The sequence below is a fragment of the Afipia sp. GW822-FHT04G07 genome (assembly GCF_058800765.1).
In genome coordinates, this window is sequence record NZ_JBXAMP010000002.1 from 169,292 (window position 1) to 181,712 (window position 12,421).

The window sequence follows — 12,421 nt, forward strand, 5'->3', positions numbered from 1 at the left end:
GTCATGAAGAACAGAGAGCCCGTTATGACCGGCGGCTGCCAGTGCGGCGCGGTTCGCTTTGCATCGTACAGCAACCCCGGACGGATCAGCGTCTGCCACTGCCGAATGTGTCAGAAGGCTGTGGCCGGGCCGTTCGCGGCGTTCGTGGAAATACCGCATGGCGATTTCGCGTGGACCCGCGGCACGCCGGGAACGTTTCGCTCGTCGTCGCTGGCGGAACGCGACTTCTGCACGGCCTGCGGAACGCCGCTCAGCTATCGCAAGCTTAACGGCTCGGCGATCGAGTTACTCACCGGCGCATTCGATCGGCCGGATCGCGTCATCCCGACCTATCAGATCGGTATTGAATCCAAGCTCGCCTGGGTCGGCCATCTGCACAACCTTCCCGGCAAAACCACCGCAGAAAGCGCTGGTTTCATCGAGGCTGGCAGCATTGTCAGCTATCAGCATCCGGACCATAATACGTAGCCGCGCGTTGCCGGCTTGATTGCACGCAAAGTCGAGACAGTAGAATGAGCCGTATTCCGAATTTCGCAGATGTCGCGTTCGCGCCAGCCACCGTCACCGGCGGCGAGAGCAACGCACAACCGTGGCTCACGCCCGAAGGCATTCTGGTCAAGCCGGGCTACACCGAAGCCGATCTGCAAGGCATCGATTTTCTCGACACATGGCCCGGCATCGCGCCCTATCTGCGCGGCCCCTATCCCACAATGTACGTCAACCAGCCGTGGACCGTGCGTCAGTACGCAGGCTTCTCGACGGCGGAAGATTCCAACGCCTTCTATCGCCGCAATCTAGCTGCGGGCCAGAAAGGTCTTTCGGTCGCGTTCGATCTCGCCACCCATCGCGGCTATGACTCGGATCATCCGCGCGTGTCCGGCGACGTCGGCATGGCGGGCGTCGCCATCGATTCCATCTACGACATGCGTACGCTGTTCGCCGGCATTCCGCTCGACCAGATGAGCGTGTCGATGACCATGAACGGCGCGGTGCTGCCGATCCTCGCGCTGTTCGTCGTCGCCGCCGAAGAACAGGGCGTGCCGCCGGAAAAGCTTTCAGGAACCATTCAGAACGACATTCTGAAAGAGTTCATGGTGCGCAACACCTACATTTATCCACCGACGCCATCGATGCGCATTATCTCGGACATCTTCGCCTACACGTCGCAACGGATGCCGAAGTACAACTCCATTTCCATTTCCGGCTATCACATGCAGGAAGCCGGCGCGACGCAGGATCTCGAACTGGCCTACACGCTCGCCGATGGCGTCGAATATCTCCGCGCGGGCCTTGCCGCCGGACTCGATGTCGACCGTTTCGCGCCGCGGCTGTCGTTTTTCTGGGCCATCGGCATGAACTTCTTCATGGAAGTCGCCAAGATGCGCGCGGCGCGGCTGCTGTGGGCAAAGCTGCTGAAGCCGTTCAATCCGAAGGACATGCGCTCGCTGTCGCTGCGCACCCATTGCCAGACCTCCGGCTGGTCGCTCACCGCGCAAGACGTGTTCAACAACGTGGTCCGCACCAACATCGAGGCGATGGCGGCCACGCAGGGACACACCCAGTCGCTGCACACCAACGCGCTCGACGAGGCGCTCGCGCTGCCGACGGATTTTTCGGCGCGGATCGCGCGCAACACGCAGCTCTTCCTGCAACAGGAAAGCGGCACCACCCGCATCGTCGATCCGTGGGGTGGCTCGTTCTATGTCGAACGGCTGACACACGATCTCGCCGCCAAGGCATGGGCGCACATTCAGGAAGTCGAGGAACTCGGCGGCATGGCCAAGGCCATCGAGGCCGGAGTGCCGAAGCTGCGGATCGAGGAAGCCTCGGCCAAGACGCAGGCGCGCATCGACGCGGGACGTCAGTCCGTCATCGGCGTCAACAAGTACAAGCCGGAGAACGAGGCAGCCATCGACGTGCTGAAGGTCGAGAACTCCACCGTGCGCCGTTTGCAAATCGACAAGCTGAAGCGCCTTCGCTCCGAGCGCAAACAGGCGGACGTCGATGCGGCGCTCAACGCCCTCACCCGCTCGGCTTCCGAAGGCACCGGCAACCTGCTGGCGCTGGCCATTGATGCTGCGCGCGCAAAGGCCACCGTCGGCGAGATTTCCGACGCCATGGAGAAAGTGTTCGGCCGTCACCGCGCCGAAATCAAATCCATCACCGGCGTCTATAAACGCGAGGCCGCCACCATGTCCGACAGGGTTGAGAAGGTACAGGCGCTGATCGATGCGTTCGAGGACGCGGAAGGCCGCCGCCCGCGCATTCTGGTCGCGAAAATCGGTCAGGACGGCCACGATCGCGGACAGAAGGTGATCGCTTCGGCTTTCGCGGACGTCGGCTTCGACGTCGATATCGGGCCGCTGTTTGCGACTGCCGACGAGGCTGCGCGTCAGGCGGTGGAAAACGACGTGCACATGCTCGGCCTGTCGTCGCTGGCGGCAGCTCATCTCACCGCCGTCCCGGAATTGAAGGAAGCGCTCAGGAAGCGCGGCCGTGACGACATCATGATCATTATCGGCGGCGTGATCCCGCCGCAGGATTACGACGCGCTGTACAAGGCCGGCGCGGAAGCGATCTTCCCGCCAGGCACCGTGATCGCGGACGCTGCGGAAGAATTGATCCGCAAGCTCAACCTGCGGCTGGGACACTCGAGCGCGGCTGCGGAGTAAATGGCGATTGGAATTCGCGTTGCCTTCACCGGTCATCAGCTCAGGTAACACGATGCCGCAACTCGCCGATGCCCTCCGTTCCGGCGACCGCGCCGCGCTGGCCCGCGCCATTACCCTGATCGAAAGCCGCCGCGCCGATCATCAGGCGCAGGCGCGCGATCTGGTGCAGGAACTGCTGCCGTTGACCGGCAAGGCGGTCCGCGTCGGCATTACCGGTTCGCCCGGTGTCGGAAAGTCCACCACCATCGATGCGCTCGGCATGGCGCTGATCGCCAAGGGCCACAAGGTCGCGGTGCTGGCGGTCGATCCATCGTCGGCGCGCACCGGCGGATCTATCCTGGGCGACAAGACGCGCATGGCGCGGCTCTCGGCGGAAGACAACGCTTTCATCCGCCCCTCTCCCGCCTCAGGCACGCTCGGAGGCGTCGCCGCGAAAACCCGCGAGGCGATGCTGTTGTGCGAGGCCGCGGGCTTCGATGTCGTGCTGGTGGAAACTGTCGGCATCGGCCAATCGGAGACGGCCGTCTGCGACATGACCGATTTTTTCCTGGCGCTGATGCTGCCTGGCGCCGGCGACGAATTGCAGGGCATCAAGAAGGGCCTCGTCGAACTGGCGGACATGATCGCCGTCAACAAGGCCGACGGCGACAACATCAAGCGCGCCAACCTCGCCGCCGCCGAATATCGCGGCGCGCTTCACATCCTTGCGCCACGCTCCGAACATTGGCATCCGCCAGTGGTCACCTATTCTGCGCTTGCCGGAACCGGCATCGATGCGCTGTGGGAGAAAATCCTCGCGCATCGCACGGCCATGAGTGCATCGGGCGACTTCGACGCGCGCCGCCGCCAGCAGCAGGTCAAATGGATGTGGACCATGCTGGAGGGCCGGCTGAAAGCGCGGCTGCGCTCCGACCCCGCCATCCGTGCGCAGGTCAAGGAGACCGAGGCCGCGGTTGCCGATGGCCGCATGACGCCCGCCATCGCGGCCGATGCCGTCGCGGCGCTGCTCCATCAATGACAAGCCGCAAGCCGCGAATTCTGGTCACGGGCTTCCGCCCATTTCCCGGCGCGCCCTACAATCCGACGGAAAAACTCGTTGAGCGGCTGCTGCGCTTGCGTCGGCCCGCGCTCGACGGCGTCGAACGGATCGGACATGTTTTTCCCGTGACATACAGCGCGGTCGATCGCCAATTGCCCGCGCTGATCACGACTCATCGTCCCGATGCGCTGCTGATGTTCGGGCTCGCGTCACGCACATCCTTCGTTCGCATCGAGACGCGTGCGCGCAATACCGTCACGCAAATCTGGCCCGACGCCGAACATGCATCGGTTCGCAGCCGGACCATTGTCCACGGGCCGGATTCGACGCTGCGCTTCGGGCCGCACACGCGCGGGCTGCTGCGCGCCGCGCAACAGACCGGCGTGGATGCCCGCGCCTCATTGAGCGCAGGGTATTATCTCTGCAACTACCTGAGCTGGCGCGCCATCGAGGCGACCCGCATCAGCGACGGCCCTCGCCTTGCCGCCTTCGTCCATGTGCCGCTGGTGCCCCGCGCGCCGGTGCACCGTCGCAGGGGACTTTCCGAGCCCGTCACGTTCGAACAACTGGTCGATGCCGGGGAAGCCGTGCTCATGGAAGTGGCACGTCTGGCGCGACCTTTGGCGAGGAACAGAGCCGAGGCCTGATCGGTCGCCGATTCCGGCTGGCAGCCATACGGGAACTGACGTTGTGCGCCGCAGCATCAATCCTTAGATAGAGGGCTCCTTGTTGCGAGCCCTTCATGACCGACACCAGCGCCAATTCATGGATTTCCTCGACCCATCGCCCGATGGGCTTCCGGGAATTCGTCGCCATCGTAGCGGCCATCATGGCCCTCAATCCGCTGGCCATGGACCTGATGCTCCCAGCCCTGCCGGACGTGGCCTCGGCCTTTCATATTAGCAACGCCAACCGCGTGCAGGCCGTGCTGTCGGTGTTCCTGACCGGCTTCGGAGCGGGCCAGTTCATCATCGGGCCGCTTGCGGACCGTTACGGCCGACGACCTATCCTTCTTGGCGGCTTGATCGTCTACGGTATCGCCAGTTTGCTTGCGATCATCGCACCGTCCTTCGAGACGCTGCTGCTTGCCCGCGGATTGCAGGGGCTCAGCACCGCCGCTGCGCGCGTGATCGCGACCTCCATTGTCCGGGATTGTTACAGCGGCCGCCGTATGGCGAGCGTGATGTCGCTCGCCATGATGATCTTCATTTCGGTGCCGGTGATCGCGCCGTCGTTCGGACAGGCAATCATGCTCGCCGCGGAATGGCACGGCATTTTCATCGTCCTGCTGGTGTACGGCATACTGACGTTGGGCTGGGTTGTCGTTCGCCTTCCCGAAACCTTGCCGCTCACCGAACGCAAATCCCTCGCTGTCCGTGAAGTGGCCAAAAATTTCCTCCAAACGATCAAGACGCGGCAGACCTTCGGCTATGCGCTCGCCGCCGGCAGCATCCAGGGAATTCTGTTCGGATACGTTTTGTCCTCGCAGCAGATATTCACGGGTGTCTACGGACTCGGCCACTACTTCCCGCTGGCTTTCGCCGCCATCGCCATCGGAATCGCCGTCGCTGGTTTCGTGAATTCGCGCATTGTCGGCCGCTACGGAATGCGCATGATTTCGCACATTGCCCTCGTGGCGCAACTGCTCCTCGCCACGGTCATGCTGACGACAGCCCTGGCGGGATGGCTTCCGCTGTCCTTGTTCATGGTGTTGGCCACAGCCAGCCTGTTTACGTTCGGATTGATGTTCTCCAATTTCTCCGCACTGGCGATGGAGCCTCAGGGACATATCGCGGGAACCGCCTCATCGCTGTTCGGATCTATCACGACCCTGATCGGAATCGCGGTCGGATCGGCGATCGGCCAGTACTATGACGGCACGGTGATCCCGCTTTCGATCGGCGCATTGCTGAGTTCGGTGGTCGCACTTGCCGTTGTGTTCGCCGTCGAAAAAGGCCGGCTGTTCAAGCCCCACAACGCGCCAATCTGACCGGCGCGCGGCTTCATTCCATTAACCCTACCACCGACAATCGCGCGCAAACGCGCGGGTAGAGGCATCGTTCGCTGCATTCCTGCATTAGGTCTTAGCGTGCATTTTCGCACAGGGCCGCATCATGGACATCAGCCGCCGCAGCCTCATCAACGCCACCGCCGCGGGTGCGGCAGCGGGCGTGCTGACGGCCGCGCCTGAGCGCGCACAGGCAGCGCCGCTCATGTCCACGCTCGGCCGCGATGCCGCGCAATACGGCGTGCGGCCGAACAGTCCCGACGACCAGACCAGGGCCTTGCAGCGCGCGATCAACGAGGCTGCCGGCGCGCAGATGCCGTTAGCGCTGCCGCCCGGCGTTTATCGCACCGGGGCGTTGCGGCTGCCGAGCGGCGCGCAGCTTGTCGGCGTGCGCGGCGCGAGCATCCTCAAATTCACCGGCGGCCCTTCCCTGCTCGGCAGCGACGGCGCCAGCGGCATCGGGCTTTCCGGTCTCACGCTCGACGGCGCAGGCATCAAGCTCGCCGACCGCCGCGGGCTGGTGCACTTCCAGAACGGCCTCGATGTCCGCGTGCAGGATTGCGACATTGTCGGCAGCGGCGGATATGGCATCTGGTTCGAGAGCATCGCGGGCGAAGTCAGCGGCAACACCATCCGCAAGACGGCGAATACCGCATTCACATCGTTCGATGCGCTGGGACTGCTGATCGCGCAGAACACGATTCAGGACGCCTCCGACAACGGCATCGAGATCCTGCGCACCACGATGGGCGACGACGGCTCCATCGTCGTCAACAACCGCATCGACGATATCAGAGCCGGTCCGGGCGGCTCCGGACAGCACGGCAACGCCATCAATGCGTTTCGCGCCGGCAATGTCATTGTCAGCGGGAACCGGATTCGCAATTGCGATTATTCCGGCGTGCGCGGCAACTCGGCATCGAACATCCACATCACCGGCAACAGCATCAGCAACGTGCGCGAGGTCGCGCTCTATTCGGAATTTGCATTCGAGGGCGCGGTGATCGCCAACAACACCGTCGACATCTGCGCGGTCGGCGTTTCGGTCGCAAATTTCAACGAGGGCGGCCGCATGGTGACGGTCCACGGCAACATCATACGCAATATTCTGCCGAAGCGTCCCATCGGCACGGCACCCGACGACGACGCCGGTATCGGCATCGTGGTCGAAGCCGACGCCGCCGTGACCGGCAATGTCGTCGAGAACGCGCCTTCATTCGGGATCATGGCAGGCTGGGGCAAATATCTGCGCGACGTGACCATCACCGGCAACGTGTTGCGCAACGCCTTCATCGGCATCGGCGTATCGGTGGTGCCGGGCGCCGGCACAGCGCTGGTCAGCAACAACCTGATTTCGGGATCGAGGGGCTCCGCGATCGTCGGGCTCGATCATGCCAAGACAGTAACGGCCGATCTTGGCGCCGACGGAGCTTCACGCTTTGCGCAGATCGTTCTCGGTCTTAACGCCGTGCGCTGACGAGATATCCGTGAACGGCTGTGTCGGGACCTCGGCATTCGCCGCCTGCGCCAGCGCGACCTCGACCGGCTTGTCCAGCACCGGATCGGGCGGTGCCAGCTTCTCCCACGTTTTCAGCGCCGCGCGGGCTTCCTGAATGACCTTCAGGAAGTCCGGCTCCTTGTAATAAAGCTTCCAGCGGCCGGTTTCGTAAAGTTCGACCAGATAGGTCAGGCGTCGCTCGGCCAGCATGCGCCAGCGTGTCACGACATTCCGTCCGTGTTCGGTATTGCCGGAATTGGCCATTTCGAATCCAGGAAATTGCTGCAGCAAATGTCACGCAACGCAACCGGAATCGCCCGCAGGCTAGCAACGCAAAGCAGATAGCTCACTCTTTACCGCGGATACATGCGACTTTCGTGACCCGCGTTCGCGGCAACCACGACTGCCTGAAATTAACGCACCTGTAGCCTGATCGCAGCGCGAAGCGACACCCGCGATCCCGCCGCCGGCGGCTCGCGGCCTGAAACCGCCACCCCGCCGGTATTTGTTGTGCCGGATACCGATGACGTTCCGGGCTTGATGGCCTCCACCGCGATCGATCGTGCAAGTGCGGAGGTGTAGTTCGGTACCGGCGTGAACTGGTTCTTCTTGAAGTCGTGCTGGATGCGGTCGCCGCCACCGGCCTGCGTCGCGCATACAGCCGTCACAGTCTCAATGCCCTTGTCCTTCATTCGGAACTGAAACGGCGCACCGGCTCCCGGGAAGCGAATCGGTACGCCAGCCCGAAGAAGGTTATCCTGCTGGAAGCTGTTTGGCAGCAGCACGGTGCCCTCGCCGCGCTCGTCGATGTCGGTCAGGGTCAGGAAGCAGTCGCGCGGCGCCACGATGGTAAAGACCGGCGTATCGCCGAGATTGTAGCTGTCCTTGTCCGATGTCAGGGAGAGATCGTCCCTGCTGACAATCGGCCTTGTCAGGGGTTCGGGCGGCCGCGCATTCCTGATCGCAACAACCGTCAGATCCGTGAGGTCGGGGGCGATCTGGCGGAACGCCGCTTCGAACTGATCGCGCGGAACGGCACCCTGGGCGAGCCGCCGGACCAGCGGGCGGAATTTCTGCTCGACATCCGCGACACCCTCGTTGAATTCGGACTTCGTGAGACCGAGTTCGGACGCCGCCAGCGTCAGGTCGAGATCGTCTTCATAGCGCTTGGCAAGCGCGTTGATCATCTCGATGCCGTTCAATTTCAGCGTCGCATCGAGACCGGCGCGCTTCATGGCATCCGCAAAGCGTTTCGCATCATCCTCGATCATCGCGTCCATCTTGTCATGCGGGGGATACAATCCCTCGACCGCATCGCGCACATCCTTCGGGAACGTCCGCCCCTTCAGAACCAGGTCGCGGACGTCGTCCTTGGCCTTGCGCATCCCCTGATCGTGGCAGCCCATGCAGGAAATGCCGTTGGTCACGGTGAAGTCCTTGCGCGACGGATCGCGCACGATGGCGGTGGGTCCCTTGTCGAGGCGGTCGCCCTTCGCAGTGTTCAGGTAATAGGCCTGAAATCCGTTCGGCAGGCTGAAGATGGTTTCGCCGCCATCATGATGAAACGCATTGGCTCCGGTCGGCCCGAGCGGATGATCGAACAGGCTCTGGCGGTCGCGGTTGCCGGCAAAATCATATGAGGTCCAGAAGAAGCCGCTGCGTGAAGGGTGCCGCTCAATCAGCCGGTTGTTCTGGCTGACGCCCGAGCGCTGGAACGCGGCGCGCTGCGCGACGAAGTTGCGGATATTGCCCTCGACGTCGATGCCCTGCTCCCGCGCAAGCTGCTGAAACGTATTCGGCAATTGCAGCAGCACGTCATAGAGCGGCGGCTGCGACGCGGTGAATGCGAACCAGTCCGCGCGAACATACGGCATCGGTGTCCGCGCGCCCGACGCCAGCGTGCGGCTGAACTCGGTGTCCGGCGCGATATTATAGGGATAGACCGCGATCACATTGTCCCAGTCAGATGCCTTCCAGCCGAGATCGGCGAGATTGAAGCGCAGGATGCTGCCCTCGGGATCGATGGTCTCCAGCCTGACGACATCGGACGAGCGCGAGAGCGAGTTGAGAAACTTGACCGCGGCCTGCTGGTAAACCTTCATCGCCGCAGGATCGGTGCAGATATTGGTGAGATGCGTCAGCGTCAGGTAACGGGTCGTGGCCCGGCGTTGCGGACGCTGCTTGTCGAGGTCGGACCCCATGAAGGACACCATGTCCTCCGGCGTGATGAACTTGTGGGTCTCGCAGCTTGCGACGGCCTTGGTTCCGAGCGCCGTGACCCAGCTTTCCAGTGCCTTGAGATCGGCCTCCGACGGCGGCGCGTGCGACGCGCCTTCGTAATAAATATCGTAGGGCATTTCCTTGTCGACGATCTGCCGGAACAGCTTCGAGCCAAGCGGATTGCCGGGAAGAACGTAATGCGGATTGGCGGCGATTTCGTCGAGCTTCAGCACGTTGCCGAAATTCTTCGCCGGGCGCTCGCGCTCGACCAGCTTGCCGGTCTGATGGCAGCGCGCGCAATGCTTGTCGAGGACGTCGAACGCGGCCTTCGCAACCGGATCGGACGGCGGGGCGATCGCCCCGGCGTCCTGCGCCAGCGCAGTTCCGGCCACACCGAAGGCCAGCCCTGCGGCAGCCGTCACACGGAGCGCGCGCAGACCAAACCCCGGAAATCTCATGAACGTCCCCTTCAAATCAGTCGCTTCGGCGAAATCCCGCCATGCATTGGTCACGCCGGCCTATCGTCAGGTTCAGACGTTCATCGCCCGGCCGTCGCCTGCACGGTGGTGTTGACGATCTGCACGCGGCGATTGACCTCGCCGAGCGGATTGGCGGGGGTTTTCAACTGCTCCTTGCCGAATCCGGCGGCAATCAGGGTATCGGGCGCGAGCTTGTATTGTTCGATCAGAACGCGGCGAACCGAATTGGCGCGGCGCTGCGACAACAACTGGTTGTAGTCGGCGCCACCCGCCGCGTCGGTATGGCCGTTGATGAAAAACACCGAGCCCTTCAAATCCTGCCGCGACAATGCGTTGCCGAGCGCAACCAGTGCCGGCGCTGCTTTGGGGCTGATATCGGCGGAATTGTATTCGAACAGAATTTCGAGATCGATCGCGGGCTTGTCGCGCGCGATTTCAGCGATCTGGGCGCGTTCGTCGGCCGTCGGCGCAGCCACGGCTTCGACGGCGATAGAGCGCGTCCGCAGCCGGTCGATGATCTGCTTCTCCGCCGCGGCTTTCGGATCGGGCGCTGCCGTGATGCTGCGCGTCAGCGGTTTCTTCGCCTGGAGCGCGGAGCCGATCTTGTCTTCAAGCGATTGAGCGTGCAGCGGCACCGGGCTCAACGCGAAAAAGATCACCAGCGCGATCAGACCGCGGGCCCGTTTCGGAAACTGGTTCGGCATTGCACGGTCCCTGATCAAATACTTTTCGCGGCAAATGGATGAATCTGCCTCATCCTTGTCCACATCGCCCAAAGCGGTCAAGAGTCGCAACGGGCTATCGCTTAACCGATGCAACGATTGCGACAAGACGGCCCGCCCGGGGGACACCGGGCGGGCCAAACCATGACGGCGCGAGGGTGGATGGGCGCCCGCACCAACCTGGCTGCGAGAGACGAGCGTGTCGTCGCCCCGCAGCCATTGGTCGGCGGCAACATTCATCAGGTTCAGGAAATTTACGAACTTGACGGCACCCTGTCAGCGACGGCGCTACTGCTTCGGGCTGCTGTCCGACGCTGCGGCCATCGGAGCCGCCGTGATCGCGGAAACCGCGCTGAACGCATCGGCCTGCCCTGCCCCGAACTGATCGTCGCGGCCCTTCGGCCCGAGATCGCGCGCGGTCGACAACAGTGTCCCGCGAACTTCGGCAGCAGAGACGCCGGGATTCCGGGCGATCATCAATGCTGCCACACCGCTGATGAAAGCAGCAGACATCGAGGTGCCCGACGACATCTGATATTTGCCGTCAGGAGCCGGCGACAGGATGTCCACGCCGGGCGCGGCAATCGCAACGTAGCTGCCCCGATTCGACTGCGCGAACAGCCGGTCGGACTGGTCGGTCGCCGTCACTGCGATGACATTGCGGTCCGCGGCCGGATACAGCGGCGGCGATTTCGCCCCGGCGTTGCCTGCGGCGGCCACCAGAACGATGCCCTTGGCGGCGGCGGCGGCCAATCCACGCTCCATGGCGGGATCGTGCGGCCCCGCGAAGCTCATGTTGATGATCTGTGCATTCTTGGCGAGTGCGTAATTGAGGCTCTTGAGAATGATGAAAGACGTACTCTCCGCGCCGCTCTTCTGCGCGCCGAACGCACGAATGGCCAGCAGGCGCGACGACGGCGCCGTTCCCATCAGCCGCGCATGGGAGGCGATGACGCCCGCGATGCCGGTGCCGTGAGGATGCGCCGCTTCGCCGTTGTTCAACGCATCGAACGTCCCGGCAATCACGCCGGCCAGTTCGGGATGGGTCACGTCGATGCCGGAATCGATCACCGCGACCGTCACGTCCGCGCCGACCGACAGAGCGTGCGCCTCGGGCAGCCGCATCTTGGCAAGCGCATATTGCGCGGGATCGCCTTCGGACTTCGGAGCCGTATCCTGCTGCAGCTTGAAGATGTTGTTGCGCTGTGCCGCCTTCACGTTACCGCCGGCAACAAGCTCGCGCACGACAGCGTCGACCGATCGTCCGTCGGAAATGCGCCAGCGAAAAAACGTGCTGTTGGTCAGCGGGAAATTCTGCGACTGAACGCGCGTCAACCGATGGCGGCGCGCGAGATCGTCAGCCTGCGCATCGGTGGGGCTGCCGTCGACCTCGATCAGCACTTCCTTGGCGACATAGGTTCTGTCGATAGCGACCGGCGTGTTCTTGCGGGCGGCGCGGCGCGGCGGTCCGCCTCGATCGTCTGGCGGCGGACCTTGATCGGCGTCACGCATGATGCGCGGGCGCGGCCTTGGGCCAGCATCGTCATATCCGTCGTAACGAATGTTCGGCGAAAAGCGGATCGACGGATTCACGTTGATCCGCGGCCCCGTATTGATGCTCGGCGCCGTGCGCATACTGAAATTGCCGTAGCCCTGCGCAAACACCGGCGGAGCCGCCAGATTGAAGATCACCGCAGCCACCGCCACCGGCCGCGCGGACCGAACGAGACCTGATCGCCGCTTGCCCTTGCCTGTCTCGGTCATCTGGCGTCCTCGGATGTTC

General features: G+C 63.4%; 10 protein-coding genes. 6 read left to right on the forward strand and 4 right to left on the reverse strand.

From position 1 onward, the window contains the following. The first annotated feature begins 3 nt into the window (after positions 1 to 3). The 6 genes from AC1RKJ_RS20595 (at position 4) to AC1RKJ_RS20620 (ending at position 7,196) form a co-directional block, all read left to right on the forward strand. A complete protein-coding gene (locus AC1RKJ_RS20595) occupies positions 4 to 468 on the forward strand; it encodes a GFA family protein (RefSeq protein WP_492792978.1) in 465 nt (154 codons plus the stop codon). Between the two features lie 44 nt (positions 469 to 512). Beyond that, complete coding sequence (gene scpA / locus AC1RKJ_RS20600) at positions 513 to 2,672, forward strand: methylmalonyl-CoA mutase (RefSeq protein WP_492792979.1); 2,160 nt, start codon at positions 513 to 515, stop codon at positions 2,670 to 2,672. 52 nt (positions 2,673 to 2,724) lie between these two features. Further along, positions 2,725 to 3,690, forward strand: coding sequence for a methylmalonyl Co-A mutase-associated GTPase MeaB (gene meaB / locus AC1RKJ_RS20605; protein ID WP_492792980.1), 966 nt, complete (start codon positions 2,725 to 2,727; stop codon positions 3,688 to 3,690). After that, on the forward strand, positions 3,687 to 4,358 hold the full coding sequence (locus AC1RKJ_RS20610) for a pyroglutamyl-peptidase I (protein ID WP_492792981.1): 672 nt from the start codon (positions 3,687 to 3,689) through the stop codon (positions 4,356 to 4,358). Before meaB ends, AC1RKJ_RS20610 begins: the two co-directional genes overlap by 4 nt. Before the next feature lie 95 nt (positions 4,359 to 4,453). After that, positions 4,454 to 5,701 (forward strand): multidrug effflux MFS transporter, encoded by a 1,248-nt coding sequence (locus AC1RKJ_RS20615; RefSeq protein WP_492792982.1) that lies wholly within the window; start codon positions 4,454 to 4,456, stop codon positions 5,699 to 5,701. 124 nt (positions 5,702 to 5,825) lie between these two features. Next, positions 5,826 to 7,196 (forward strand): TIGR03808 family TAT-translocated repetitive protein, encoded by a 1,371-nt coding sequence (locus tag AC1RKJ_RS20620; protein WP_492792983.1) that lies wholly within the window; start codon positions 5,826 to 5,828, stop codon positions 7,194 to 7,196. On the opposite strand, the gene AC1RKJ_RS20625 is transcribed toward AC1RKJ_RS20620, so the two are convergent. From AC1RKJ_RS20625 to AC1RKJ_RS20640, 4 genes are all read right to left on the reverse strand, one after another. Next, the gene (locus tag AC1RKJ_RS20625; RefSeq protein ID WP_492792984.1) at positions 7,152 to 7,481 is read right to left on the reverse strand and encodes a TIGR03809 family protein; all 330 of its coding nucleotides are present in this window, start codon (positions 7,479 to 7,481) and stop codon (positions 7,152 to 7,154) included. The genes AC1RKJ_RS20620 and AC1RKJ_RS20625 overlap by 45 nt on opposite strands. 149 nt (positions 7,482 to 7,630) lie before the next feature. Next, positions 7,631 to 9,895 (reverse strand): DUF4384 domain-containing protein, encoded by a 2,265-nt coding sequence (locus AC1RKJ_RS20630; protein ID WP_492792985.1) that lies wholly within the window; start codon positions 9,893 to 9,895, stop codon positions 7,631 to 7,633. Positions 9,896 to 9,975: 80 nt separating this feature from the next. Continuing rightward, a complete protein-coding gene (locus tag AC1RKJ_RS20635; protein ID WP_492792986.1) occupies positions 9,976 to 10,620 on the reverse strand; it encodes an OmpA family protein in 645 nt (214 codons plus the stop codon). Between the two features lie 306 nt (positions 10,621 to 10,926). Further along, positions 10,927 to 12,402, reverse strand: coding sequence for a S8 family serine peptidase (locus AC1RKJ_RS20640; RefSeq protein WP_492792987.1), 1,476 nt, complete (start codon positions 12,400 to 12,402; stop codon positions 10,927 to 10,929). Between the last annotated feature and the right edge of the window lie 19 nt (positions 12,403 to 12,421).